At 72.5% G+C, this 26367-nt stretch carries 22 protein-coding genes; 10 read left to right on the top strand and 12 right to left on the bottom strand.

Translation table 11 applies throughout. The features are described from left to right. From ACH4E8_RS19390 to ACH4E8_RS19355, 8 genes are all read right to left on the bottom strand, one after another. Nucleotides 1–1521, bottom strand: coding sequence for a 3' terminal RNA ribose 2'-O-methyltransferase Hen1 (locus ACH4E8_RS19390; protein ID WP_398449709.1), 1521 nt, complete (start codon nucleotides 1519–1521; stop codon nucleotides 1–3). A gap of 121 nt (nucleotides 1522–1642) precedes the next feature. Further along, on the bottom strand, nucleotides 1643–2572 hold the full coding sequence (mmuM, locus tag ACH4E8_RS19385) for a homocysteine S-methyltransferase (protein ID WP_398449707.1): 930 nt from the start codon (nucleotides 2570–2572) through the stop codon (nucleotides 1643–1645). A gap of 5 nt (nucleotides 2573–2577) precedes the next feature. Beyond that, complete coding sequence (locus ACH4E8_RS19380; protein WP_398449705.1) at nucleotides 2578–3501, bottom strand: LLM class F420-dependent oxidoreductase; 924 nt, start codon at nucleotides 3499–3501, stop codon at nucleotides 2578–2580. A 234-nt stretch (nucleotides 3502–3735) separates the two neighbouring features. After that, complete coding sequence (locus tag ACH4E8_RS19375) at nucleotides 3736–4626, bottom strand: DUF6099 family protein (protein ID WP_398449704.1); 891 nt, start codon at nucleotides 4624–4626, stop codon at nucleotides 3736–3738. Between the two features lie 204 nt (nucleotides 4627–4830). Next, on the bottom strand, nucleotides 4831–5145 hold the full coding sequence (locus ACH4E8_RS19370; RefSeq protein WP_398449770.1) for a nucleotide pyrophosphohydrolase: 315 nt from the start codon (nucleotides 5143–5145) through the stop codon (nucleotides 4831–4833). Between the two features lie 170 nt (nucleotides 5146–5315). Then, entirely contained in the window at nucleotides 5316–6464 is a 1149-nt protein-coding gene (locus ACH4E8_RS19365; RefSeq protein WP_398449702.1) for an AAA family ATPase, read from the bottom strand. 160 nt (nucleotides 6465–6624) lie between these two features. Continuing rightward, nucleotides 6625–7038 carry a cell division protein SepF gene (locus tag ACH4E8_RS19360; RefSeq protein WP_398449700.1) on the bottom strand — a complete coding sequence of 138 codons (414 nt, stop codon included), beginning with the start codon at nucleotides 7036–7038 and terminating at the stop codon, nucleotides 6625–6627. Nucleotides 7039–7251: 213 nt separating this feature from the next. Next, nucleotides 7252–11073, bottom strand: coding sequence for an AfsR/SARP family transcriptional regulator (locus ACH4E8_RS19355; RefSeq protein ID WP_398449698.1), 3822 nt, complete (start codon nucleotides 11071–11073; stop codon nucleotides 7252–7254). 151 nt (nucleotides 11074–11224) lie between these two features. Here ACH4E8_RS19355 and ACH4E8_RS19350 point away from each other — a divergent pair, with 151 nt between their 5' ends. The 3 genes from ACH4E8_RS19350 to ACH4E8_RS19340 all read left to right on the top strand — a co-directional run bounded on the left by ACH4E8_RS19350 (nucleotide 11225) and on the right by ACH4E8_RS19340 (nucleotide 14092). Further along, nucleotides 11225–12199 carry a ParB/RepB/Spo0J family partition protein gene (locus tag ACH4E8_RS19350; protein WP_398449696.1) on the top strand — a complete coding sequence of 325 codons (975 nt, stop codon included), beginning with the start codon at nucleotides 11225–11227 and terminating at the stop codon, nucleotides 12197–12199. 364 nt (nucleotides 12200–12563) lie between these two features. After that, the gene (locus ACH4E8_RS19345; RefSeq protein WP_398449694.1) at nucleotides 12564–13151 is read left to right on the top strand and encodes a MarR family winged helix-turn-helix transcriptional regulator; all 588 of its coding nucleotides are present in this window, start codon (nucleotides 12564–12566) and stop codon (nucleotides 13149–13151) included. A 209-nt stretch (nucleotides 13152–13360) separates the two neighbouring features. Beyond that, a complete protein-coding gene (locus tag ACH4E8_RS19340) occupies nucleotides 13361–14092 on the top strand; it encodes a gamma-glutamyl-gamma-aminobutyrate hydrolase family protein (protein WP_398449768.1) in 732 nt (243 codons plus the stop codon). A 246-nt stretch (nucleotides 14093–14338) separates the two neighbouring features. Here ACH4E8_RS19340 and sepH read toward each other — a convergent pair whose 3' ends face one another. Continuing rightward, nucleotides 14339–15436, bottom strand: coding sequence for a septation protein SepH (gene sepH, locus ACH4E8_RS19335; RefSeq protein WP_398449692.1), 1098 nt, complete (start codon nucleotides 15434–15436; stop codon nucleotides 14339–14341). 454 nt (nucleotides 15437–15890) lie between these two features. Between sepH and ACH4E8_RS19330 the strand changes: the two genes are divergently transcribed. Next, complete coding sequence (locus ACH4E8_RS19330) at nucleotides 15891–16907, top strand: hypothetical protein (protein WP_398449690.1); 1017 nt, start codon at nucleotides 15891–15893, stop codon at nucleotides 16905–16907. A gap of 134 nt (nucleotides 16908–17041) precedes the next feature. On the opposite strand, the gene ACH4E8_RS19325 is transcribed toward ACH4E8_RS19330, so the two are convergent. Together ACH4E8_RS19325 and ACH4E8_RS19320 are read right to left on the bottom strand one after the other, a co-directional pair. Further along, nucleotides 17042–18367, bottom strand: coding sequence for a D-arabinono-1,4-lactone oxidase (locus tag ACH4E8_RS19325; protein ID WP_398449688.1), 1326 nt, complete (start codon nucleotides 18365–18367; stop codon nucleotides 17042–17044). Further along, nucleotides 18321–19571: an MFS transporter gene (locus ACH4E8_RS19320; protein WP_398449686.1), complete on the bottom strand. Its 1251-nt coding sequence runs from the start codon at nucleotides 19569–19571 to the stop codon at nucleotides 18321–18323. The genes ACH4E8_RS19325 and ACH4E8_RS19320 overlap by 47 nt, the downstream gene beginning before the upstream one ends. A 221-nt stretch (nucleotides 19572–19792) precedes the next feature. Here ACH4E8_RS19320 and ACH4E8_RS19315 point away from each other — a divergent pair, with 221 nt between their 5' ends. Both ACH4E8_RS19315 and ACH4E8_RS19310 read left to right on the top strand, forming a co-directional pair. Continuing rightward, nucleotides 19793–20920, top strand: coding sequence for a ferrochelatase (locus ACH4E8_RS19315; RefSeq protein ID WP_398449684.1), 1128 nt, complete (start codon nucleotides 19793–19795; stop codon nucleotides 20918–20920). Between the two features lie 82 nt (nucleotides 20921–21002). Further along, nucleotides 21003–21812, top strand: a complete 810-nt coding sequence (locus tag ACH4E8_RS19310; protein ID WP_398449682.1) for an inositol monophosphatase family protein — start codon at nucleotides 21003–21005, stop codon at nucleotides 21810–21812. 258 nt (nucleotides 21813–22070) lie between these two features. On the opposite strand, the gene ACH4E8_RS19305 is transcribed toward ACH4E8_RS19310, so the two are convergent. Continuing rightward, the gene (locus ACH4E8_RS19305) at nucleotides 22071–22238 is read right to left on the bottom strand and encodes a hypothetical protein (protein WP_398449680.1); all 168 of its coding nucleotides are present in this window, start codon (nucleotides 22236–22238) and stop codon (nucleotides 22071–22073) included. Nucleotides 22239–22615: 377 nt separating this feature from the next. On the opposite strand from ACH4E8_RS19305, the gene ACH4E8_RS19300 reads away from it, so the two are divergent. The 4 genes from ACH4E8_RS19300 to ACH4E8_RS19285 all read left to right on the top strand — a co-directional run bounded on the left by ACH4E8_RS19300 (nucleotide 22616) and on the right by ACH4E8_RS19285 (nucleotide 26228). Next, a complete protein-coding gene (locus ACH4E8_RS19300; RefSeq protein WP_361544286.1) occupies nucleotides 22616–23269 on the top strand; it encodes a response regulator transcription factor in 654 nt (217 codons plus the stop codon). A gap of 4 nt (nucleotides 23270–23273) precedes the next feature. Further along, nucleotides 23274–24506: a sensor histidine kinase gene (locus tag ACH4E8_RS19295; protein WP_398449678.1), complete on the top strand. Its 1233-nt coding sequence runs from the start codon at nucleotides 23274–23276 to the stop codon at nucleotides 24504–24506. A 461-nt stretch (nucleotides 24507–24967) separates the two neighbouring features. Further along, nucleotides 24968–25264: a DUF4193 domain-containing protein gene (locus ACH4E8_RS19290; protein WP_361544292.1), complete on the top strand. Its 297-nt coding sequence runs from the start codon at nucleotides 24968–24970 to the stop codon at nucleotides 25262–25264. A 13-nt stretch (nucleotides 25265–25277) separates the two neighbouring features. Then, nucleotides 25278–26228, top strand: a complete 951-nt coding sequence (locus ACH4E8_RS19285) for a hypothetical protein (RefSeq protein ID WP_398449676.1) — start codon at nucleotides 25278–25280, stop codon at nucleotides 26226–26228. Nucleotides 26229–26367 lie beyond the last annotated feature (139 nt).

The following is a 26367-nucleotide window of genomic DNA, read 5'->3' as shown; positions in this document are numbered from 1 at the left end:
TCATGCCGCCTTCGCCTCCTTCGCGGTGCGGTCGACGTTCTCGGTGCGGGTGTCGTCCGCGGTGCGGTCCGGGCCGTCGGAGTCGCCCCGGGTGAACACCGCCATCTGGGTCGGCGGGCCGACTTCGGGGTCGTCCGGGCCCACGGGGAGGTACTCGACCGCGTACCCGTCGCGCGCGGCCACGGCCTCCGCCCAGGTGCGGAACTCCGCGCGGCTCCACTCGAACCGGTGGTCGCCGTGGCGCACGTGGCCGGCCGGCAGGCTCTCCCAGCGGACGTTGTACTCCACGTTGGGCGTGGTCACGATGACGGTCCTGGGCCGGGCCGACTGGAACACCGCGTACTCCAGCGCGGGCAGCCGCGGCAGGTCGAGGTGCTCGATGACCTCGCTGAGCACCGCCGCGTCGTACCCGGCCAGTCTCTTGTCGGTGTACGTCAAGGAGCCCTGGAACAGTTGGACGCGGGCGGCCTGCCGCTCGCCCATGCGGTCCAGCTTCAGCCGGCGCGCGGCGATGGTCAGGGCCCGTACGGACACGTCCACGCCGACGACCTCGGTGAACCGGACGTCCTTGAGCAGCGCCTGCACCAACTGGCCCTGGCCGCAGCCGAGGTCCAGCACGCGCTGGGCGCCGGCCGCGCGCAGCGCCGTCAGGATCGCGTCCCGGCGCTGCTCGGCGAGGGGCACCGGGCGCTCCTCGGTGTCCCGGGTCTCGTCGACGGCGTTGTCCACGTCCTCCACGTCCAGGTCGTCCGTCTCGGCCAGTCGGACCAGTTCCAGGCGCTCTTCCGCCTGCCGGGTCAGCCGCCAGCGCCGGGAGAGGTAGCGGCTGGTGATCAGCCGGTGCTCGGGGTGGCTCGCGAGCCAGCCGTCCCCGGCGCGCAGCAACTTGTCGACCTCGTCGGGCGCGACCCAGTAGTGCTTGGCGTCGTCGAGCACCGGCAGCAGGACGTAGAGCTGCCGCAGCGCGTCGGCCAGTCGCAGCTCGCCCTCCAGGACGAGTCGGACGTAGCGGGACTCGCCCCACTCGGAGAACTGCTCGTCGAGCGCGACCGGCCGGGCGGTGACGGTGGTCCAGCCGAGGGGGCCGAAGAGCTTCTCGACCAGTTCGGCACCGCCGCGGGCGGGCAGGGCCGGTATCTCGATCCGCAGCGGGAGCGGTGCTTCGGCCCGCTCGGGCAGGGCGTTGCACACGCCCCGCAGGGCGCTCCTGAAGACCGTGCTCAGCGCCACGGCCAGCAGGGACGAGGCGGCGTACGGCCGGTCGTTGACGTACTGGGCGAGGGCGGAGTCGGGTGCTCCGCCGCGCCCCTTGCCCTTGCCGCGCCGCACCAGCGCCACCGGATCCACCTCCAGCAGCAGCGCGGCGGTGCACTGCTCGGGCGTCGCCTCGGGGTAGAAGACGTGGGCCCTGCCGTGGGAGGTGGAGAACGACTGCGCCTTGTCGGGATGCTTGTGCAGCAGGAACCCGAGGTCGGTCGCTGGTCGTTGCGGGGTGCCGGTCGTTCGGATCGTCAAGAACACCTGACCGATTATGGCGGTGTTGCACGGACTCGTGCCCGTATTTTCTCCGCCGGGCCCCTTCGGGCGCCGGTCTGCTCGGCACGAGCGCGCCGGTGATGGTGACGGCGATCGTGACGGCAGTTCAGCCGGTGTCGCCACGGCTCGGGGCCAAGGCGGAGGCGACATCGGCGATGACGTCCGGGCCGACCCGGCAGCAGCCGCCGATCAGCCGGGCGCCGGACGCAAGCCAGCCGCGGACGCGCACCGGGTCGATGCCGCTCCCGGCGCCGCCGTCGCGCCACTCCCGCGCCTGCGCGACCCAGGTCTCACCGCTGTTCGGGTAGACGACGACGGGCTTGCCGGTCGTCGTCGCGGCGATGGCAACGGCATCGTCCACCTCGCCGGGGGCGCAGCAGTTGACGCCCACGGCAACGACGTCGTCGCGCCCCGCGGCCGGTGCGAACGCGGCGGCCAGGTCCTGACCGGCCCGGGTCAGCCCACCGCTGACGGTGTACGAGAGCCAGACGGGCACCCCGCAGCCCTCCACCGCCCGCAGCAGCGCCTCCGCCTCGTCCGCGTCGGGCACGGTCTCCAGTGCGAGCACGTCCGGCTCCGCGGCCACCAGCGCGTCGATCCTGGGCCGGTGGAAGCGCTCCAACTCGCGGACCGTCAGGCCGTAGCGCCCCCGGTACTCCCCGCCGTCCGCGAGCACCGCGCCGTACGGCCCCACCGAGGCCGCCACCCACACCTCGTCCGCGCTCGCCCCGGCGGCGGCCCGGGCCAGCGCGACGCTACGGGCGAACAGCCCGGCGGCCTCCGCCCGCCCGACGCCCCGGCGGGCGAACCCTTCGAAGCTCGCCTGATAGCTGGCGGTGATCAGCACCCGGGCGCCCGCCCGCACGTACGCCCGGTGGGCGGCTTCGATCTGCCCCGGCCCGTCCGCGAGGAGACGCGCCGACCACAGCTCGTCGGACAACTCGCACCCTTGCGCCTCCAGTTGGTTGGACAGACCTCCGTCGAGGACCAGGGGTCCTTCGGCGAGGGCCCGGGCGAGCGTACGGGCGGGGCGCACGGTCGTCAGCCCAACTGGGACTGGACCTGGGCGGAGACCAGTTCCAGGTGGTCCAGGTCGTGCAGGTCGAGCACCTGGAGGTAGATCCGGGACGAGCCGACGGCAGCGTACCGACCGATCTTGTCGACCACCTCCGCGGGGGAGCCCGCCAGACCGTTCTGCTTGAGCTCGTCGACCTCCCGTCCGATGGCTGCGGCGCGGCGGGCCACCTCGGCGTCGTCCCGCCCCACGCACACCACCAGCGCGTTCGAGTACACCAGGTCGCCGGGGGCGCGTCCGGCGGCCTCGGCGGCTGCCTTGACCCGTCCGAACTGGCGCTCGCTGTCCTCGATGGAAGCGAAGGGGATGTTGAACTCGTCGGCGTACTGGGCGGCCAGGCGCGGGGTGCGGGTGGCCCCGTGCCCGCCGATCAGCACCGGCACCCGTCCGTTCACGGGCTTGGGCAGTGCGGGCGAGTCGCTGAGCTGGTAGTGCGTGCCGTCGTAGGAGTACGTCGCGCCGGCCTCGGTGGCCCACAGGCCGGTGACGATCGCCAACTGCTCCTCAAGCCGGGCGAACTTCTCCTTCGGGAACGGGATGCCGTACGCCCGGTGCTCCTCCTCGAACCACCCGGCGCCCAACCCCAGCTCGACCCGGCCGCCGGACATCTGATCCACCTGGGCGACCTGGATGGCGAGCACGCCCGGGAGCCGGAAGGTGCCCGCGGTCATCAGGGTGCCGAGACGGATCCTGCTCGTCTCGCGCGCCAGCCCGGCGAGGGTGATCCAGGCGTCCGTGGGTCCGGGGAGCCCGTCGGCGGAGCCCATGGCGAGGTAGTGGTCGGAGCGGAAGAAGGCGTCGAACCCGAGGTCCTCGGTGGCCTTGGCGACGGTCAGCAGGGTGTCGTAGCTGGCGCCCTGCTGGGGTTCGGTGAAGATGCGCAGATCCATGCGTCCATCCTGCACCGTCCGACCGCGGTCAACGGCCTCGCCGCCCCCTGAGCCCCACGGTCACCGTCGGGTGACGCACCGGGGCCGCCGTCGCCGCGCCCCGGACCGGCGCCCCGACCCGGCGGCTCGGACCGGCAGCCGGGCGGGACGGCCGGGCACGACGGCCGAGGGGGCGAGGACCGCCGACGGTTCGGCGGCCGGGGCGCCGGGTGGGCGCGGCGACCGCGCTCCCGTTCACCACGCGCTCGCCGCCGAGTCCACCGGGTCCGGTATGCCGCCCGGCCCCCGCGGGCCCTTCGCCTCCTCGGCCCGGGCCGCACCGCCCGAGGAACCACCGGCGCCACCGGCCCCACCGGTGCCACCAGAGGTGCGCGGGCGGGCGGCGGGCGCGCCGCCACGGGTCGCCGGCCGCGGCGGCAGGGGGACGTGCGACGTCACGGGCCCGTCGGTCCGGTCCGCCCTGTCCTGATCGGACCGGCCGCCGATCGCCGGCCGACCGCTGCGCGGCGCGCCTCCGTGGCCGTCCCGCGCCGAGCCGCACTCGCTCGCAGGGGGCTGGGACGTCCGCGCCGCCGCACCGCGCCCCGCCCCGGGGCGATCAGCGGCCCGGCCGTTCGACCCCACGGGCGGCCCGGCCCGCGCTCGGACGTCGCCCGGTGGTCTGCGCAGGTCACGGCCGGCGAGATCCTTGGCCGAGAGCCTGTGCAGCATGGAGCGCACCCGGTCGGCGGACTCGTCGGCCGCATCCATCGCCCGGATGCAGTGCCAGTACAGCCCGTCCTCATCGGTGGCGCAGGCCACCGAGATCAGGGCGACCCCGACGTCCACCAAGAGCGCCCCGAGGGCGAGCAGGGTCTCACGGGGATCCTCGACCCCCGTGAGACCGGCCGCCCTGGTCCGCCCGCGCAGGACGCCTAAGTGCTCCGCGCTTCCCGCGCCGGGACCGTCGATCTCTCCGAGCCCCAGTGCGTCACGGCCCAGCTCGGGCGGCCCGGATGCCGCGAGCTGTCCGCCGATCGCCTGCGTGAGCAATTGAGCCTGCCATGCTTCGATCACCACCTCAGAAACCACCCTGGTTCGCGCCAGGGCCAGTCGGCTCATGTCGATGAGTCGCTCCGCGTCCATGTACGCCGCCCCCGATCGTACGACTGTCTGCCCAACAGGTTCATTACCCAGCGTGAAGGGCTTTGAGTCAAAACGCTAGAGGAAAAGGGAAATCTGTGGACAGGAAGCCGACTGTGGACAACTCCATAACTCCGGAGAGTGACAATTCCATGATCACCAAGCCCCTCCGACGGGCCGGGCGCCCCGAGTTGGCGGACCGTCAGCTCAAGGAGCCGGAAATCGGGTCTCATTGCGGTCGATCTTGTCGGAGAGCGCCGCCAATGCGTCGACCCCCAGGACCTCGCAGAGCTGGAGCAGATACGCGAACACGTCCGCGACCTCGTCCCGCACCCGGTGCGCCGTACCCTCGTCCGCCATCACCCGCGCCGACTCCTCCGGCGTCAACCACTGGAAGATCTCGACCAGTTCGCCCGCCTCGACGCTGAGCGCCGCGGCCAGGTTCTTCGGGGTGTGGTACGGCCCCCAGTCCCGCGCCCGAGCGAACTCCGCCAACCGCCGCTGGAGGACGGCGACCGACAGCCCGTCCGCCCGCTCCCGACCGTCCGCACCGTCTGCACCATCCGCGCGTCCGGTCGACGCCGGCGCCGGCTCCCCCGCACGTCGCTCCGGTCCCGCAGCCTTCCCCACGCGCTGCGCCTCTTCCGTCGCACGCACTTCACTCGACTCACTGGCCCCGCTGTCTTCCTTGGTCACGGCACCAGGTCTACCACCGTCACGCCTTCCACCCCGCGGGCGAAGGACGCATCGGAGACCGCCCCCACCAGCCGGACGTGCCCCCGGGCCGCCATCTCCACCGCCAGCGCCACCAGTTCCCGCGCCTGACCGGGATCGAGGCAGCGGTCGAAGCCGTCCGCGAGCACGGTCATCGACTGGTAGGCCGACGGGACCTCCGCGGCCTGGTCCATCGCCAGCACCCCCGGCCCCGTCAACAGCACCAGCGCCAACCCCAGATACCGCAACTCCCCCTCACCGAGCCGCTCCACCGGCGTCGCCGTGCGCCCCTCGCCGCGGTGCAGCAGCGCCCTCAGCAGCCCGTCGGCCGTCTCCTCGACGGCGAGCTCCGCCACCTCGCCGGCGCACCCGCGCCGCGCAGCCGCCGTCAGTCGGGCGTGCCGCCTCGTGCACTCGCTCCGCGTGCGGTGCAGCACTTCGGCGAGGTTGTCGCAGCCGCGGCGCAGCCTGCCGTCGCCCACCGCCACCGGCCGGCGCATCCCGCGCGGCTGCGGATCGCAGGCGAAGGCCGAGCGCAGCGCCACCACCATCTGCTCCGCCGCCGCGAGCACCAGTTGCTGACCCGCCGTCTTCCCCGCCACGCGCAGCGGCAGCAGGGACGTGCCGAGCCGGTCGTCGGGCAGCGGAGCGCGGGTCACCGGCACCGAGCCCGCCGTCAGCCAGGCCGCCTGCACCGAGGACCGCTCGGGGTCGCGCAGGGCGGTGGTGAGCAGGGTCTGCCCGCCGCACGTCAGCCGCTCGCCGACGATCCGCAGGGCCGGTTCGGCCTGGACGGCGAGGTCGAGGCGTACGGCGCCGGCGGGGCCCTCGGCCGTACAGCCGATGCGGAACCCCCGGCGGCCTTCGGCGTCCGCGCCGGCCCATTCGGGGACGCAGGCCGCGGGGTCGGGGAAGACGTCCTCCAGCGCGTCGCCCGCGGCCAGGGCCGCCAAGGCTTCGTACGCCTGTAAGACGCTCGACTTGCCCGCTCCGCTGGCGCCGCTGAACAAGGTCAGCGGGGTCAGTCGGAACGTCGCGCCGCGGTGCGAGCGGAAGGCGGACAACCGCAGCTCGGTGACGGCGGGGCGGGGGGTGTGCGCGGGAGCGAACGGAGCGTGCTGGTCCATGGGCCGGACGGTACGCAGCGGCCGAATCGCCGAACCGTTACGCCTGCGGCACCTTCCTACGAACGGGCGACCCGGCCGACGGGCGACCGACTCCCCGGAAGGGGCCGGCCGGTCCACGGGCCGACCGACGCGTCGGTCAGCGAGTCGGCGGAGCAGCGGGTCAGCGGCGGATCGCGGCGGTGGAGAAGGTGCCCGTCGCCTCCGCGATGCCGTCGACCTCGGTCCCGGCCGGGGCCAACAAGAAGACGTTCCGGTCCACCCGGTGCATTCCGCTGCCGAGGCCGAAGACGACCCCGCTGCTGAAGTCGAGGATCCGCTTCGCCACGTCGGGGTCGGCGCTCGTGAGGTCCAGCAACACCGGGATCTGCGCGATCAGATACTCGGCCACCTCGCGGGCGTCCGCGAAGACCTGCACCCGCAGCACGATGAAGCGCCGCTGCTCGACCGCGTACTCCTGCGGAACGGTGCGGTGGTCGACCCGCGACGGCCATTCGTCCCGCCCCCGCAAGGGGACGACCTGCGCCAAACCCTCCCACTGCTCGTCCGTGACGTCGTACCTCTCGTACCTGCTCATGGGGTCCATCCTCCCGCCCCTCACCCGTTCGGCCCAACAGCGACACGAGTGGGTGGCGCACCTTTCGTCCTGCACGTGCGCGGGGTCAACACTCGACTCCCTGCACCGTATCGGGCGCCACTGACAACGCCCGCACGCACGCCGGGCGCCGGCGCACGCGCGCGCGTGACTCCGATCACGGGCGCACGGCGGTCCGCGCCCCCGTCGCGCGCCTCAGCAGCGCAGGAACATCTCCGCGAACCCGTCCTCCGGGTGGATGCCCTCCATGGGCCGGCCGAAGGGCGAGTGGAGCGGGCGGTAGCCCGTGCTGGTGTAGATGTCCAGGGCGAGCCGACCGGCGCGCGCGGCCGAGTCGGTGTCCCCGCAGGCCCCCTGGGAGAGCGCGATGACGGCCTGCGCCTGCCCCTCCAGGAGCCTCAGTTGCGACTCCTTGGCGAGGGTGAGCGCGGAGGCCGCGTACCCCAACGCCTCCAGCGGACGCCGCAGTCGGGCCACGCAGACGCCGAGCCCGAGGAGGGCCATCGTGCGGCCCTTCAGATAGCCGATGCCCTCGGCGGTCCGGTGGGCGATGCGGAAGTGTTCGAAGGCGCGCTCGTACTGGCCGAGTTGGTAGCGGGCGTGCCCCATGGCGATCATGGCGTCCATGCGCAGCCGCGGCCGTCCGGAGCGCCTGCTGAGCCGGCAGGCGGTGAGCGCCGCCCGCAGCGCGCCCTGCCCGTCGCCCGCCTCCGCGCCGATCATCGCGAGGACGCTGAGCACCTCCGCTTCGCCGGGGAGGTTGCCGATGGCTTGGAAGCCGCGCTGCGAGGTCACCGCCAACTCCTGGGCGGTGACCAGGAGCCCGAGGTCCAGCGAGATCGTCGCCAGGCTGCAACTGATCCGCGAGACGCTGTCGGGCGCACCGATCTTGTGGGAGAGCGCGAGGGCGCGACGGCACAGCCGTTCCGCCTCCCGCAGCCGCCCCATGCCGTGCAGCACCTCGCCCAGTCCGAGGAGGGGTTGGGAGGGGCTGCGGCGCAACTTGCGGTCGATGGCGATGGACTGGCCGTAGTACTCCGCCGCCTGGCTGAGCAGCCCGAGGTCGCCGGAGACTCCGGCGAGGTTCGACAGGGCGACCGACTCGCCCACGCCCCAGCCGGCGCGCCTGGCCAAGTCGATGGCGAGTTCGAAGTGGTGCTTGCTGCGCTCCAGGTCGCCCATGGTGAACCGGGCGAGGCCGAGGCTCTGTTGGGCCGCGGCCTGACCGCGGAAGTCGTCGCCCTCGTGCGCGGTGGCAAGTGCGAGGGAGGCCACGGTGATCCAGGAGTCGGTGTGTCGACGGAGCCAGAAGTAGCCGCGCAGGATGTCCGCGAGGATCCACACGCTCGCGTCGGGCGGGGCCGCCGCGCCGCCGCCCGTCGGGCTCGCGCCGGCCGCCGCCTCCGCCTCGATCAGCCGCACCAGTTCGGCGTGTTCGGCGTCGAACCAGTCGGCCGCCCGCTGGGGGTCGTCGAACGTCGCGGCCCGGGCCTCCGGGCCCACCGGCGCCACCTCCAGGCGCAGCATCTGCGGGTACAGGCAGCGGGCCGCCGAGTCCGCGGAGGCCACGTACCACCGCAGCAGCCGGCGGCGGGCCTTCCGCTGGGCGTGCACCGGGTCCTCGGCGTCGACCAGCAGCCGGGCGTACCACCAGATCAGGTCGTGCAGCCGCAGCCGGTCGCGGCCGACGAGTTCGACCAGGTGCTCGGCGAAGAGGCGGTCGAGGATGGCCACCGTGGCGGCGACGGTGCGGCCGAGGAGGGCGGCGACCGCGGGCACGGTCGTCGCGGGCCCGGGCAGGATGCCGAGCGTCCTGAAGGCGTCCCGCGCCTCCGCGTCGAGTCGGCGGTACGACAGTTCGAAGGCCCTGCGCACGGCGGAGTCGGGGTCGCCGGCGACGGCCAGGGTCTCCAACGGGTTGCCGGAGCGCAGCTCGCGCACGTGCTGGGCGATCAGCCCTTCCGGGTGCAGCGCGAGGTTGGCGGCGGCGATGCGCAGCGCGAGCGGGCTCCGTCCGCACATGGCGACGAGTTCGGCGAGCGCGTCGGGCTCGGCGGCGGACCGGCGCCGGCCCACGACGCTGCGGACGAGTTCCTTGGCGTCGTCGGCGGCCAGCGGGCGCAGCGGCAGCATCGACGCGCCGTGGGTGACGATCAGGGAGCCCAGCCGGTTGCGGCTGGTGACCAGCGCGAGGCAGCCGGTGTCGTACGGGAGCAGTTGCCGCACCTGGGCGGCCGACTCGGCGTTGTCGAGCACGATGAGGACCCGTCGGTCGCACAGGGTGCGCTGGTACAGCTCCGCCATCTCCGCGAGGTCGTGCGGGATTTCCTGGTACGGGGTGCCGAGGGCCCGCAGCAGCCCGGAGAAGGCTTCCTTGGGGCCCATGGGGCTCTCGTCGCTGTGGCCGCGCAGGTCGAGGAAGAGTTGGCCGTCGGGGAAGGCGTCGCGGGAGCCGCGGCACCACTGGAGCGCGAGTGCGGTCTTGCCGCTGCCCGCGGGCCCGACGATCATCAGCACGCCCGAGCCGCCGCGGGCGTCGTCGACGAGCCGGCCGAGTTGGGCCAGTTCCTTGGCGCGGCCGATGAAGGCGCCCGTCCTGGAGTGGCTCTGGACGAATTCGGCCTCGGGGCGTACGGGTTCGTCGGCGGTCTGGTCGTAGGCGCGGGCGTGGTCCTGGGGGCGGGCGTGGGCGTGGTCGTGCGCCGGAGGCGGTACGGGGGCGCGTACGGGCTCTTGGGCGCGTGCGGGCTCTTGCGGATGCGCGGGGGTTGCGGGGCTCGCCGGGGTCTGGGGGCGGGCGCCGGGGCCATGGCCGCGCCCCTGCTCGTATCCGTCGCCGGGCGCGGTTCGACGGCGCTGTTCCAGCGGATGGCCCTGGTGGTGGCCGGGGCCGTGACCGTGGCCGTGTCCCTCGTCATGGCGCCGCCCCGGGGCCCGGCCGCCGTCGTGGGGCTCCTGACGCTCGTACGGGGTGCCGTCGACTTCGGCGGGCTCTTCGGCGCTCCAGTAGCCCTGGGCGTCGTCGCGGCTCGGGCCGCGGGGGCCGTTCGGGGGCGGAAGGGACGGCGCGGCCGGGTCTTGCCGTCCGTCGGACCTGCCGCTCCCGCCGCCGCCCGGCAGTTGTCGCCGTGCGCTCGGGCCGGGCTGCTCGCCGCGGCCCTTCGGCTCGGGCGCTCCGTAGAGGAACCACCCCACCCGGCCGCCCGGGTCGATGCGTCCGCGTTCGGTCCGCGGGATGACCTCGTCGTCCATCAGCATCGGGTCGGCGTGCAGGATCATGCGCTGCACGTGCTGGAGGTCGGCGCCGGGGTCGAGCCCCAGGTCCTCGGCGAGCCGGGTCCTGGTCTCGTTGTAGACCTCAAGCGCCTCGCCGCGGTGGTCGGCCCGGTAGAGGGCGATCATCCGCAGCATGGCGAGGCGTTCGTGGTGCGGGTGTTCGGCGGTGGCCCGCGCCAACTCCTCCAGGACGAGTTCCCGCCGGCCCAACAGCAGTCGCACCTCGGCGCGCTGGGTGACCGCGGAGATGTACGACTCTTCGAAGCCGGCGCCGAGCCGGCGGACCAGGCCGTCCGGCGCGGTGCCCGCCAGCACCGGGCCGCCCCAGTCGGCGAGGGCCCGGTCGAGCAGTCGGAGCCGTTCGACGAGGTTCTCGGCCCGCTCCGCGCGTTGCAGCGAGTAGCGGAAGCGGTGCAGGTCGACGGCGCTCGGGTCGCCCTCGATCAGATAGCCGTCACCGGACTTGACCAGGGCGAAGCCGTAGTGTTCCGCGTCCTCGGCGGTGAACCGGCCGCGGAGCCGGGAGACGTGGACCTGGAGGCTGCCGCGCACGCTCGACGGCTTCGGCCCCTCGTCCCAGAGCAGATTGATCAGCCGGTTCGCCGGCACCACGCGTCCGAACTCCAACAGCAGCAAGCCGAGCAGCAGCCGTTCGCGCCGCCGCCCGATCCTGAGCGAGGCGCCTTGGGCGAGCCACTCCAAGCCGCCCAGGATCCGGAACCGCATTCCCCCATCGGTCATGTCGTGAATCCTCCGCAATCAGCCGGCTCCGTGGCAAGCGCTTGGCAACCACTTGGCCAGGCTCTGGCCGGAGGGCTCTGGAAGATTCGTCCAAGCTCGGGCTAGAACACGGGGAACTCGGGCGGCAGGCAAGACGAAAGGGCTCACCAGCATGTCTTCCGATATGTTCATCGAGACCGACAGGACCGACCAGTCACGATCCGAAACCAAAATCCACTCCCACCCGGAATCTGCCGCGGACGGCAATCCCCTCGCGGACCAGGACACCAACCAACCGTCGGAGTTGCTGCTGAGCTTGATCGGCCGCAATCCCGACAATCCTCGCGAGGCGCTGCGGGACCTCCAGCCGCTGACGACCAGCATCCGCGAGATCGGCCTCGTCAACGCCATCACGGTCGCGTCCGTGGAGGCGTACATACGCGAGCGGCCCGCCCGTGCCGCGGAGCTCGACCAGGACGCCCGCTACATCGTGGTCGACGGTCACCGTCGGCTGGAGGCGGCGCGCGCGGCCGGATTGACCACCGTCCGCGTCAGCGTCGACGACGCCCTCGTGTCGACCGACCGCTCGCTGCTCGAAGCGGCCTTCGTGGCCAACGTCCACCGCGACGACATGAACCCCCTGGAGCAGGCGTACGCGTTGAAGAAGCTCGTGGAGTTCTACGGGTCCCAGAACAAGGCGGCCAAGCGCCTCGGGATCGCGCAGTCCACGATCTCCTCCAAGCTATCCGTCCTGGAACTCGGCCCGGAGCTCCAGGCCGACCTGCTCGCGGGCCGGCGCAAGGTGGTGCACGTGCGCAACCTCTCCCGGCTCAGTCCGCAACAGCAGAAGCAGCGGGCGGACGCCCGCGCCGCGGCCTCCGAGTCGCGCGGCGCGGAGGGGCGGGGGGTGGGTGCCCGGGGCGCGGACCTGCGCCAGCCGCACCGGCTGCCGCACCAGGCCGGGGTGACGAGCATTCCGCGGCAGCGCGGAGTGGTGACGATGCCGTGGGCGGACGGCGTCGCGTGCGCGGAGATCGCGATCTCCCGGATGCGTCCGGCCGAACGGGCCCGGATGCTGCGGCGGCTGTGGCAAGAAGCGGAGAAGGAGGCCCGGGCGGCAAGGATGGCGTCCCCGCGACGCGCGTGAGCGAGCCCTGCACGCGCCGTCGAGTGCCCTGACCGTCGCGAGCGGCCCGCCGTGCGCAGCGGTCGGGCCCGTTCGTCACCTCCGCGCTGCGACCACGGCGCGGAGGGAGCACCACGTACGCTGCCGAGCACCGCGTACGCCCCTGAGCAAGCCGTACGCCCCTTCAGGGCTGCCTCCTAGGGAATCGGCCGGTCGCGACCGAACCGCGGCCGGCTTTCGTCCGCTCCCCCGGGGAGGGCGGCGCCCGGCTCCCTCCTCGGCCAGGCACCTATGATCTGACCCGGACAGCCGGACCGTCGGACACCCCGCGCACCCGGTCGACCGTGGTCGGTCATCAGCTCAGCCATCAGCCAGAGGAGGGTCCGTGCCTGGTCAGCGACCCATCGCCGAGACCGAGCGAAAGATCCGGGCCAAACTGGGCGGAGCGCCCGTCCACCACGACCAAATGGCCATGGTGGGCAACATCCACCGCGCCGCCGCGGCGGTGCGCCAGCACGTGGAGAACTCCGTGCTGCGCGGCTCCGATCTGACGTGGACCGGCTTCGTCGTGCTGTGGGTCGTGTGGATCTGGGGCCAGATGGAGACCCGGCTGGTGGCCGCGGAGGCCGGCATCTCCAAGGGCACCTTGACGGGAGTGGCCCGCACCTTGGAGTCGCGGGGGCTGGTGCGCCGCAGCGAGCACCCCTCCGACGGCCGGCGCGTGCTGCTCGCCCTCACCGACGAGGGCGAGGAGCTGATGCAGAGCCTCTTCCCGGAATTCAACGAGGAGGAGGTCTTCGTCGCCGCGCAACTCAGCGACGAGGAGAGCCGACAGACGGCGGACGCCCTGCGGCGCGTGGTGGTGCAGATCGAGACGCACGGCGAGGAGCGCCGACGGCAACTCCTCGGCGGCGAGGCGCCGGTGCCGCGCCGCAGCGGTCGACGGCGCGCCAAGGGCACCCCGCGCACCTGATCCGCCGCGGCGGACCCGTCCAACCCGCCGCCCGCACCGCACCCGGCTCTTGCCGACAGTTCGTTTGGCGCCATACGATCCGCTCGACGGCGCGTGTGCTTCCCTCTTGACGACCACGTGCGCACCCGCCGCCGCCCACCCCCCTCGTGCGCTTGCGTCCCTCCGTCGGCGACGGTCGGGCGAACACCCCCCTTGGATCCGCCGTGCCCATGCCGCGACCGCTGATCGCGATCCCCGCCCGTTTCTCCGCGTCCGCCTCCGCGCTGCGGTACGCCGCCGAAGTCAGCTCCCGTGCGCTCGTCGAAGCGGTGTGGCGGGCCGGCGGCGAACCCGTCACCGTCCATCCGTACGCCCCGGGCGGCTCCGCCTACGCACCCGACGTGGCCGCCCGCCTCACCCGCTTCGACGGCGTCCTGCTGCCCGGCGGCGGCGACATCGCACCGCACCGCTACGGCGAGGAGGGCGAGCCCCACGAGCGGCTGTACGACGTCCACGCCGAGCAGGACGGCTTCGACCTCGAAGCGGCCCGTCAGGCGCTCCGCACCGGTCTGCCGACGCTCGCGGTGTGCCGGGGCCTCCAGGTCGTCAACACCGTGCTCGGCGGCACGCTCCAGCAGGACATGGGCGGGCCCGCCCGTGAACACCGGCACGTGGTCCACCCGGTGACCCTGCGCCCGGGCTCGCGGATCGCCCGGATCGTCGGCGGCGAGAAGGTCGAAGTCTCCTGCTACCACCACCAGCGGGTCGACCGGCTCGGCGACGGCCTGCGCATCACCGCACGCGCGGCGGACGGCACCCCCGAAGCGCTGGAACTGGTCGGCGCGAAGGGCTGGCTGACGGCGGTCCAGTGGCACCCCGAGGACACCGCCCAGGACGACCCCGCACAGCAACGCGTCTTCGACGCCTTCGTCCGCGCGGCCGCGGGCGACGCCCCGCACTGACGGACACGACCGCTGCGCACGCGCCCGCCTTCACGGCCCGTCACCCGAAAGTGGTCGCGGACGATGACGGCGCACGCGCACTGCGCAGCGTGCTGATGAAACCGGAGTCGGAGCGGTACGTGGAGCGGTTGCCCGCCCGCCTGGAGGAGTTGGCGCGCGCGGTGGCGCCGTGGGCGCTCCCCACCGGACGACGAAGAGCGGGGCCCGGCAACCGGGCCCCGCTCGCCATCAGGACCCGTGCGGTCCTCAGTCCTGCTTCTTGCGGCGCGTGCCGAAGACGATCTCGTCCCAGCTCGGCACCGCGGCCCGACGGCCCGGGCGCACGCCGTCCGCCTCGGCCTGACGGTCCGTCGTGCCGACCAGCCGGTCCCGGTGGCCGGCCACCGAACGGGGCATCAGCACGTCGGCGTACGCGGATCCGGCGCCCGCCGACGCCGCTGGCGCGACCGGCTCCTCCGCCGCCTCGGGCTCCTGCTCGGGCTCGACGGTCGACTCGGCCGGAGTGACCCGTTCCGGCACGACCAGGTCGCCGCGGAAGCTCGGCACGGCCTCCAAGAGGCTCGTCAGGGAGTCCCGCTCACCGCTACCGTCCTCGCCCGACGAAGGGCCGTGCGTGCCGCTCCCGTTCGTACGGTCGCGGTCCGACGGGCGGTCCCCGGTCCGGTCCAGCGGCCGGTCCCTGGGCAGCCGGGCGATGCGCGGCACGAACGGAAGGCTCGGCTCGTGCGCCGCGATCGTGTCGTCCGTCTCGCCGATCAGCGCCCGCGCCTCGTCGTCGACGGCCTGCACCAGCCTGCGCGGCGGGTCGTACGTCCACGTGGCCGAGTGCGTCTCGCCGGCGACCCGGTAGACCAGCAGCACTTCCCAGGTGCCGTCGTCGCGGCGCCAGGAGTCCCACAGGACGGTGTCCTTGTCCGCACCGCGCAGCACCAGCCGCTCCTGCACGGCCTCGCCGAGTTGCGGCCCGGAGTTCTCGCCGGGACGGCGTACGGGGGTCTTGCGGGCGCGCTCCGCCATGAAGGCGCGCTCCGCCAGCACCGGACCCTCGAAGCGACGCACCCTCTCGACCGGAATGCCGGCCATTTGGGCCACCTCTTCGGCCGAGGCACCGGCACGTATCCGCGCCTGGATGTCACGGGGACGGAGGTGGCTCTCCACCTCGATCTCGATCTGACCGAGCCGGGCGCGGTCGTTGCGCACGGCCGCGCGCAGCCGCTCGTCGATCGGAAGGGTGTACTCCGTGCTGTCCGCAGCCTTGAGCACCAGTCGTGTGCCGTCGTTGGAGACGGCCACGACACGCAGTTCGGGCATGGGGACCTCCCGGGTGGTGCCTGCCGACGTCACCTGTGCGTCGCTGCTTCCGCTAGTCGAGTGTGGCCTGCCCGGGTGCAGCCTGCCACAACCTTGTCGAGTTGCACCGGCGTGTCGGGCACATACCCGTGATCGCCGTTATGGCACGGTTACCTGTTGGCCACTCAGCGTGACTGGAGCGTCACTCTGCGTGCAGATTTCCGTGCGGTTTCACGGCGCTGCCGGTTCGAGCGCCGCTTTCGGCCCCCTTTTCCGAGGTCCGGACACCCATGAGGGAGCTCGGGCCCAGGGCTCGCCACAGTACTCCATTCGGGCCATGGGGGTGGACTGCCGCGCCACCGAAGTTCGCGACGCTCGCCACAGTTCGACGACGGAGCGCGGAAGACGCGTGTTCTGGTTCACAGAATCTTCCCAAAGGGAACTAATCACTTCGCTCATCTGTCCCTCTTGCGTACAGGTTTGGAAGAAAGGCGAGTAGGGGCTGAAGATGCATCAGAGGCCGGATACCGGTGCACACCGGTACGACCGGGAGGAAAACCAGCAGGACACCCGGGAACTTCGGAACCGGAGGGACCCGCTCGACGAGCACGGCGACCGGGACGCGGCGCACGACGAGCGCACCGGACGACGGCTGGATCTGAGCGTCCCCCAGGTGGCCGGCAGCGCCCTCGCGGCCGTCGCGGCGGCCGTGCTCGCCTCCAGGCTCGGCGTTTACGGCACGATCATCGGCGCCGGCGTGGTCAGCGTCGTCGCCACCTGCGGCGGCTCGGTCTTCCAGCACCTCTTCAGCCGTACGGGTGACCAGATACGCGGGGCCACCACCCGACCGCGTCGCCTCCGTCGTCCCGGGGAAGCGGCCCGGCACACCCTTTCGCCGTTGCCCGACGGCCCGTACGCCACGGCCGAACCGCCGGACGCGACGGCCGTGTGGCCCCGTGCCGCACCCGGCGCCCAGGGCTTCGACGGAACGGCCGTACGGGACGGGAAGAGCGGCGGCGAGTTCGGTGCTCCCACCACCCACGGCACCCGCGGGCGGCGCTGGAAGCGCCCCCTCGTGGCCGCGGCCGTGGTCTTCGGCGTCGCCATGACCGGGATCACCGGGTACGAAGTGCTCTCCGGCTCCGGCCTCGACGGTGGCAACGGCACCACGGTCGGCTCGGTCGTCCGGGGCGACCAGGACGGCGGCTCGCCGCCGAAGGACGCGCCCTCCACCCCGCCGGCCGACGAACGCGACCAGCAGCGGACGGAAGACCGGGAACGGCAGCAGGAGGAGCAGGCTCCCGACCCGGACCGGCCCCAGCAGGACGAGCCCACGAAGCCGGCGCCAGACCCCAAGGAGTCGACCGGTCCTTCGACCGACCCCGACCCGGCCGACCCCGCCGACCCCTCGCAGCCCGCGTCACCACCGGCACAGCCCTCCCCGCCCGTGGACGGCAGGCCCGGCACGGAGGGCGGCGCCAAAACGTCCGGCGCTTCCCCGGGAGCCGGCACCGGCGGCTCCTAGAGCCTGATCCGTAAGACGGCCCCAAGGGCAGGACGAGCTTCGAGGATCGTTCGGAAGGCGCCCGCACGGAGGCGCTCGTCCCGGAGGGACCCGGGTGCAGGGACCCGTGTCGAAGGACTCGTACGGGGGCGCCGCTACGCGCCGAGCACCCGCCGCAGGTGGTCGTTGCCGAACAACCGCTGCGGATCCAGCCGGTCCCGCAGCGCCAGGAACTCGTCGAACCGCGGATACGTCCGGGCGAAGTAGTCCGCGTCGCGGGTGTGCAGCTTGCCCCAGTGCGGCCGACCGCCGTGCGCGGTCATGATCCGCTCCACCGCGGTGAAGTACCCCCGGTGGGGCGCCCCCCGGTACACGTGGACGGCGATGTACGCGCTGTCGCGGCCGGAGGCGGTGGAGAGCGCGATGTCGTCGGCCGGCGCCGTCCGCACCTCCACCGGGAAGCTGATCTTCAGTGGGGAGCGCTCGACCATCGCCTTCACCTCGCGCAGCGCCGCCACGCACGCCTCGCGCGGCACGGCGTACTCCATCTCCAGGAAGCGGACCCGGCGCGGAGTCGTGAAGACCTTGTGGGGGATGTCGGTGTAGGTGCGCGCGGACAGGGCGCGGCTGGTGATCTTGGCGATCGTCGGGATGGTGGCGGGCACGGCCCGGCCCAGCGAATTGACGACCTGGAACAGTCGGTTGGAGAGCAGTTCGTCGTCGATCCAGCCGCTGACGGCGCCGGGCGGGGCGAGCGGGCCCGCAGTACGGTTGTTGCGCTTGGTGTTGCAGTTGCCCGTGTGGGGGAACCAGTAGAACTCGAAGTGCTCGTTCTCCGCGTGCAGTTCGTCGAAGTCGTGCGTGACCCTGGCGAAGGACATCGGTTCCTCGCGCGCGGCCAGCAGGAAGAGGGGCTCGACGGCGAAGGTGATCGCGGTGATCACGCCGAGGGCGCCCAGGCCGATCCGGGCGGCGGCGAAGACGTCCGCGTTCCGCTCTGCGTCGCAGGTGATCAGCGAACCGTCGGCGGTGACCAGCTCCAGCGCGGTGATCTGGGCGGCGATGGAGCCGGAGTCCCGGCCCGTGCCGTGGGTGCCGGTGCTCACCGCCCCGGCGACGGTCTGTTCGGTGATGTCGCCCATGTTCGTGAGCGAGAGCCCCTCGCGCGCGAGGGCCGCGTTCAACCGCTTGAGCGGCGTGCCGGACTCGACGGTCACGGTCATCGCCGTCCGGTCGATCCGACGGATCCCGGTGAGCAGGTCGGGACGGATCAATAGGCCGTCGGTGGCCGCGACCGCGGTGAAGGAGTGTCCCGAGCCGACCGTCTTGACGGTGAGGCCGTCCTCGGCGGCCCGTCGCACCGCTTCCGCCACCTCGGAGGCGGACGCGGGCACGGCCTCCCGCGTCGGGCGGGCGCTGACGTTCCCCGCCCAGTTACGCCATGTTCGCGTCGCGCTCGCTGTGCTGATCGCGCTCGTCAACCCGCTGCCCCTCCCGCGTCGGTGCCGGCTGCCGCAGCCGGCGGTACCCGAGGAACGCCACCACGGCCGCCATCGCTCCGGCAACCCCCGCGACGCCGTAGGCCCGCTCGGCACCCCACGCGTCGACCGCGCCGCCCGCGGCGGCCGAGCCGAGCGCGACGCCGACCGCGAGTCCGGTGCTGACCCAAGTCATGCCCTCGGTCAGCTTGGTGCTCGGGACGTGCGACTCGACCAGCGCCATCGTGGTGACCATCGTGGGGGCGATGGCCAGGCCGGCGACGAAGAGGGCCGCGGACAGCAGCCATAGGTTCCCCACCAGTTGGAGCGGGATCATACTCACGGCCATCGCGCACACGCCCAGCAGCCAGCGGCGCTCGGGCGCCCCCTTGAGGTGGAGCAGCCCGAAGACGAGGCCGGCGACGCACGAGCCGAGCGCGTAGACCGCGAGCACCAGGCTCGCCGCCGCCTTGTGGCCCTGCTCCTCGGCGAAGGCGACGCTGACGACGTCCACGGATCCGAAGATCGCGCCCGTCGCGACGAAGGTGACCACCAGCACCTGGAGGCCGGGGGACGCCATCGCCGAGCCGGGGGTGTGGTGCTCGCGCGCCGCGGGCACGGGCTCGGTGGCGTGCTGGCTGGTCAGCCAGAAGACGCCGACGAGCAGGAAGGCTCCGGCGAGCACGGGGCCCGCGGCGGGGAACCAGGCGGTGGACAGTCCGATCGCGACGATGGGGCCGAAGATGAAGCACGTCTCGTCGACGATGGACTCCCAGGCGTACGCCGTGTGCAGGTCGCGCCGGGAGCCCCGGTAGATCGCGGCCCAGCGGGCGCGCACCATCGACCCGACGCTGGGGACGCAGCCGGCGCCCGCGGCGAAGACGAACAGGGTCCAGTCCGGCGCGCCCGCCATGGCGCAGACGATCAGGCCCGTCGCCGCGGCCACCGCGACCAGGGTCGCCGGTCGGAGCACCTTCGTCTGGCCGTGCCGGTCCACCAGGCGCGAGATCTGGGGGCCGACGACGGCCGCCGCCATCGCCAGCGTCGCGGAGAGCGCCCCGGCAAGGCCGTAGCGGCCGGTGAGTTGGGAGATCATCGTCACGATGCCGATGCCCATCATCGACAACGGCATGCGACCGACGAAGCCGGCGGCGGAGAACGCCTTGCTGCCGGGGGCAGCGAAGATGGCGCGGTAGGGACTGGGCAACACGGGCTCCGGTAAGGCGTATGGATGGCGTTGACAGATTACGACCCGGATCCGTGCGGCGCACTGGGGTATTCCCCACACTCACGGCGACCCGTTCCCCACCCGCGACCTCCGGTTTTCCGAGGGGCGGGCGGCCGCCGGGACCGGCTCCCCGATGGTCCGACGGAACGGCGTGACGGGTCGGTGCGGCATTGTCAGTGCCGGGTGGCAGGATCGGTGTCATGTCCGACGAGCGCGACCCCGCCCCTTACGACGCCCTGCTGCTGCTCTCCTTCGGCGGCCCCGAGGGCCCGGACGACGTCGTCCCGTTCCTGGAGAACGTGACGCGCGGCCGCGGCATCCCCAAGGAGCGCCTGAAGGAGGTCGGGCAGCACTACTTCCTGTTCGACGGGGTCAGCCCGATCAACGACCAGAACCGCGCCCTGTTGGACGCCCTGCGCAAGGACTTCGCCGACCACGCGCTGGACCTCCCGGTCTACTGGGGCAATCGGAACTGGTCGCCGTACCTCCTCGACACCCTGCGCGAGATGGTCCGGGACGGCCACCGCCGGATCCTGACCCTCGCCACCAGCGCCTACGCGTCGTACTCGGGCTGCCGGCAGTACCGGGAGAACCTGGCGGACGCGCTCGCCTCGCTGGCCGCGGAGGGCCTTGAGCCGCCCCGCGTGGACAAGCTGCGGCACTTCTTCAACCACCCCGGGTTCGTCCGCCCCATGATCGACGGCGTACTGGCGTCGCTGGCCGACCTGCCCGAGGACGTACGGGCGGGGGCGCACCTCGCGTTCACGACCCACTCCATCCCCACCGCCGCCGCCGACACCTCCGGCCCGGTGGCGGACCACGGCGACGGCGGGGCGTACGTGCGCCAGCACCTGGACGTGGCCCGGCTGATCGCGGACGCGGTGCGCGAGGAGACCGGGGTGGAACGCCCCTGGGAGCTCGTCTACCAGTCCCGCAGCGGCGCCCCGCACATCCCCTGGCTGGAGCCCGACATCTGCGACCACCTGGAGGAGCTGCACGGCTCCGGTGCCCCGGCGGTGGTGATGGTGCCCATCGGCTTCGTGTCGGACCACATGGAGGTGCTGTACGACCTGGACACCGAGGCGACGGCGAAGGCGGCGGAGCTGGGGCTCCCGGTGCGCCGCTCGGCCACCGTGGGAGCCGATCCCCGGTTCGCCGGGGCCGTCCGCGAGCTGGTGCTGGAGCGGGCGGCGACCGAGCGCGGGTTGAGCGTGCCGCGCTGCGCCCTGGGCTCCCTCGGCCCGTCGCACGACCTGTGTCCGGTGGGGTGCTGCCCGGCGCGCAGCCCGAAGCCCGCGGCGGCCGGCGTGGACAGTCCGTACGCATGACGTCGTCCCTGGCCGCAACCGTTCCCGGACGTGAGGAAGCACCCGTGTACGTGCCGAAGCACCGTGTACGTGAGGAGGCGCCGTGACCGTCGCCAGTGACCCGTTGCCGTCCGAGCTGCTCGCCCTCGCCCTGGAGGCGGCCGAGCGCGCGGGCAGGCTGCTGCGCGACGGCCGCCCGGACGACCTCGGCGTCGCCGCGACCAAGTCGAGCCCGATCGACGTGGTGACCGAGATGGACCTCGCGGCGGAGAAGCTGATCAGGGACTTCCTCGTGGAGCGCCGGCCGGGGGACGGCTTCCTCGGCGAGGAGGGCGCCGCCAGCACGGGCAGCAGCGGGGTGCGCTGGATCGTCGATCCCCTCGACGGCACGGTGAACTACCTCTACGGGCTGCCGACGTGGGCGGTTTCCATCGCGGCCGAGCGCGACGGCGCGACCGTCGTCGGGGTCGTCGAGGTCCCGATGCGCCGGGAGACCAGCCGTGCGGTGCTCGGCGGCGGCGCCTTCCTGAACGACCGGCCGGTCCGGTGCCGCCCGGCGCCCCCGTTGGACCAGGCCCTCGTGTCCACGGGGTTCAACTACGTGGCGGACGTGCGCAGTCATCAGGCGGACGTCGCGCAGCGACTGATCCCTCGGGTGCGGGACATCCGCCGCGGCGGCTCCGCCGCCGTGGACCTGTGCGACGTGGCGGCCGGCCGTCTCGACGGCTACTACGAGCGCGGACTGCACCCCTGGGACCTGGCGGCGGGCGATCTGATCGCCCGCGAGGCGGGCGCGCTCACCGGCGGTAGGCCCGGTGGCGCACCCACCCGCGAGCTGGCGGTGGCGGCCGGCCCCGGGGTCTTCGAGCCCCTTCAGGAACTGCTGGAGGAGTTCGGGGCCTGGCACGACTGATCGGCTCCCGACGACGGCCCGACGACGGCTCCGGGGCCGGGTGCGCCGCGGTCAGGGCAAGGGAGATCCGTGCTCGGAGAGTGGTCGGAGAACGGTCGGCACTTCGTTCATGGCGAGTCGTTCATGGCGAGTCGTTCATGGCGAGTGAAGTGAACGAGTCGGGTGATCGGGTGCTGGGAAGCGGGGAGGGTCCAACGTCACGGGACGGCGCCGGACCTCTCCCGACGGGCCGGTCCGTCGACCGGCCGAAGGCAGAAGTCAGGCCGCGTTGAGTTCGACGCCGTGCTCCGCGGCGAGCCGACGGAGGTCGTCCAGCTCCGCCTGCTCCACGTCGGCGAGGAAGTGGTCACCCGACTCGCGGGCCTGGGTGAGGTCGCTCTCCGTGGCCTTTATGCGCTGCAACAGTCCAGTGGTGAATGCGTCCATGTGCGCCCCTCGTCGTCGTTCGGTGGCACGGGGGTGTGCCTCGGGTCCCGCTGTCGCAACGGCTGCCGCACCAGGGGACGGAATGATCACCCCTGCCCTTCTGATCGGGCAGGTCGGCGGCGCAGACGGGTGCACCGCTTACAGGGCGTGATCTCGGATGTCTTTTCGTCCTCCCCCGGCTCTTGCTCAGAGAAACCTCAACTCCGCCATAAATCCCGTTGATTCCCGTACCATCCACGGGACCTCCACGTCCGCCGGCCACCGCCCGTTCCCGCCTTACAGCCGGTTTACGCGCGTAACGGGCAGGATGGATGCGCACAGCCAGTGCGTGGACATGCCCTGATCACGGATGACGGGGCCGGAGGAAGGATCGCGACGTGCGCGTACTCGTCGTCGAGGACGAGCAGCTGCTCGCCGATGCGGTGGCCACCGGACTGCGCCGGGAGGCCATGGCCGTCGACGTGGTGTACGACGGCGCGGCCGCCCTGGAGCGCATCGGCGTGAACGACTACGACGTGGTCGTGCTCGACCGCGACCTGCCGCTGGTGCACGGCGACGACGTGTGCCGCAAGATCGTGGAGCTCGGCGTGCCGACGCGGGTGCTGATGCTGACCGCGTCCGGGGACGTCTCGGACCGCGTGGAGGGCCTGGAGCTGGGCGCGGACGACTATCTGCCCAAGCCGTTCGCCTTCACCGAGCTCACGGCCCGCGTCCGGGCCCTCGGGCGGCGCACGACCGTGCCGCTGCCGCCGGTGCTGGAGCGCGCCGGCATCAAGCTGGACCCGAACCGCCGTGAGGTGTTCCGGGACGGCCGGGAGATCCAGCTCGCCCCGAAGGAGTTCGCGGTGCTGGAGGTGCTGATGCGCAGCGAGGGCGCGGTGGTCTCGGCCGAGCAACTGCTGGAGAAGGCTTGGGACGAGAACACCGACCCCTTCACGAACGTGGTGCGGGTGACGGTGATGACCCTGCGCCGCAAGCTCGGCGAGCCCCCGGTGATCGTCACCGTGCCCGGCTCGGGCTACCGGATCTGATCGGGTGGGCACCGTCCCCGCACCTCCCAAGGTGCCGCCGAAGCCCTCCTGGGACCCGCGCACCCCGGTGCGTCCCCTGCTGCGCCCCACGATCCGGATACGGCTCACGCTGCTGTACGGCGGGATGTTCCTGATCGCGGGCATCCTGCTGCTTTCGATCATCTACCTGCTCGCGGCCCAGGCCCTGCACAACGGCAACGGCCTGCCGTTCCAGTTCGTCTCCGGCCAGGTGAAGGCGACCACCAGTTGGTGCCAGCTGCCGAGCCAGGGGACGGGCTCGGAGTTCACCGACGCGGTCGCCCAGTGCTTCGCGCACCAGCGCGAGGTGGCCCTGAACGACCTGTTGCGCCGCTCGCTCTTCGCACTCCTAGGGCTGAGCATCATCGCCTTCGCCTTCGGTTACGCGATGGCGGGCCGGGTGCTGTCCCCGCTGGGCCGGATCACCCGCACCGCCCGCCAGGTGGCGAGCTCGGACCTGTCCCGGCGCATCCAGCTGGACGGCCCGGAGGACGAGCTGAAGGAGCTGGCGGACACCTTCGACGAGATGCTGGCGCGGCTGGAGCGGGCGTTCAGCGCCCAGCAGCGGTTCGTCGCCAACGCCTCCCACGAGCTGCGCACGCCGCTGGCGATCAACCGCACGCTGTTGGAGGTCCACCTCTCCGACCCGGGCGCCCCGGTGGAGCTCCAGCAGCTCGGCAAGACGCTGCTGTCCACGAACGAGCGCAGCGAACAGTTGGTCGAGGGGCTCCTGCTGCTCGCCCGCAGCGACAACCAGATCGTGGAGCGCAAACCGGTCGACCTGGCCGAGGTCGCGACGCGTGCGGTGGACCAGACGCGCGCGGAGGCCGACGAGCGGGGCGTGGAGATCCGCGGGGAGCGTGCGCCGGCGGTCGTCCAGGGCAACGGGGTCCTCTTGGAGCGCATCGCGCTCAATCTGGTGCAGAACGCGGTGCGGTACAACGTCCCCGAGGACGGCTGGGTGGAAGTGACCACGGAGACCCAGCCCGGCCACGCCGTCCTGGTCGTGGCGAACACCGGCCCGGTGGTCCCGGCGTACGAGATCGACAACATCTTCGAGCCGTTCCGGCGGCTGCGGCAGGAGCGCACGGGCAGCGACAAGGGCGTCGGTCTGGGCCTCTCCATCGTCCGCTCGGTGGCACGGGCCCACGGCGGCAGCATCGTCGCCGAGCCCAGGGAGGGCGGCGGCCTCGTGATGCGCGTCACGCTGCCGCTGTGAAGTGCCGTGATGCCGAGGGAGGGCGAGGCGGGATGCGATCGGCGCGGGATCCGGACAAGATCAGGACAGATGTTCGCGAGCAGTCGACTTTGTTCGCTTTAGGCAGAATTTTTCCGGCGTATACTCCACCCCGCCCTGTGTGATCGATCACAGGGGCGAATTTTGGACCATCCACTCTGCGTGATCATGCAGCCGCCGAAAAGCCGGGAAAAGTCCGGGTTTCCGGGGGTCGAGATCACGGGAAGTACCCGGGGTGGCGCCCGTGAGCTGCGCTGATCGCATCGTGTACGGTCCCCATCGCCATCCAACCCGATCACTCTTGGGGGATCCGGTTGGGTGTCGATTGAGTAACAGACCTTGATGTGAGGCAAAATCTCCGCCTCAGGTCGGGCACAAGTCCGGCCTCTCACGCGTTACGTGCGCTGGAGACACCGCAATCACACCCAGAGGGGGAGAGCGACATGGCAACGGATTACGACACCCCACGCAAGACCGATGACGACGTCGATTCGGACAGCCTTGAGGAACTGAAGGCCCGCCGGAACGACAAGTCCAGCTCGACCGTCGACGTCGACGAGTTCGAGGCTGCAGAGGGCATGGAGCTGCCCGGCGCCGACCTCTCCAATGAGGAGCTGGCCGTCCGGGTGCTGCCCAAGCAGGCGGACGAGTTCACCTGCATGAGCTGCTTCCTCGTGCACCACCGCAGCCAGCTGGCCCGCGAGAAGAACGGCCAGCCGATCTGCCGCGACTGCGAGTAAGGTCCGGTCGGCCGTGGCAGGCGGGACACCGTCCAGGAAGCGACGTTTCGGGTGGCAGAAGCCGTCGGAGACGTATCAGGAGGCGTATCGGGGCGGCTCGGAGCCGTCGGAGGCCGGCGTGCCTCCGCAGGAGCCCTCAGCCGCCCTCCTGCCCCGTGGTGCGGGAGACCTTGAGCGGGGCCACTCGGCCTCGCTCGAAGCCCTCCCCGTCGAGCAGGCGGAGGTCCCGGCTCCGGCCAGGGCCGGCCGGCTGGCAGGAGTGCGCCAAGGTGTCCGCAAGAGCGGCGAGAACGCCAAGGCGGCCATCGGCTACCTCGCCGACCGGATCATCGAGAACGCACCGCGCATCCCGGTGCGGGATCTGGCGACCCTTCGCAGACAGTTCCCCGGTCTGAGCCCCGAGCAGCTTGCCGACAAGCTGGTCGCGGGCGCCGCCAACGGCACCGCCACGGTGGGCGCGGGCATCGGGGCCGCAGCGATGCTGCCCGCACCCCCCGCCATGCCGGCCGAGCTGGCGGCGGAGATCTCGGGCGTGGCGGCGATAGAGCTGAAGCTCATCGCCGAGCTGTACGAGGTCTACGGCCTTCGGCCGCCGGGCACGCTCAAGGAGCGCAGCACCATCTATCTGGCCACCTGGTCGGAAGAGCGCAGCATTGACGTGACCAAGCCGTCGACGTACAAGAACGTGGCACTGAGCGGCGGGCTCAAGCGCGAGCTGCGCCAGCAGATCATGAAGCGGATGATCCGGAACCTCCCGAATCTGCTGCCCTTCATGGTCGGCGCCGCCGTGGGCGCCGTCATCAACCGCCGCGACACCCGACAGCTCGCCAACCGCATCCGCAAGGACCTCCGGGCCCGTCAGGTGGAGTGGGACGCGCTGGAGGGGCTGCCTCCGCTGGAGGCGCCGAGACACCCCCTGGAAACGCCGCGGCCGTTCGACCGGCCGCGCGAGCTGGAGGGCTGAGCAGGGGGCTCGCCCCCCGATGCCGAGAGCGCTCGCGGGAGCGCTCTCCAGGCGGCCCCCCGGCCTTCGAACCCCGTCCCATCGGTGCCACCTGCACCATCGGCGTTCCCGCACTCCCGCGGGCCCGTCTCCGCGATCG

It is taken from the genome of Streptomyces sp. NPDC017979, from assembly GCF_044328175.1.
Taxonomy (GTDB): domain Bacteria; phylum Actinomycetota; class Actinomycetes; order Streptomycetales; family Streptomycetaceae; genus Streptomyces.
The sequence above is the reverse complement of the archived record's forward strand: the minus strand, read 5'-3'. Positions and strand labels throughout refer to the sequence as shown.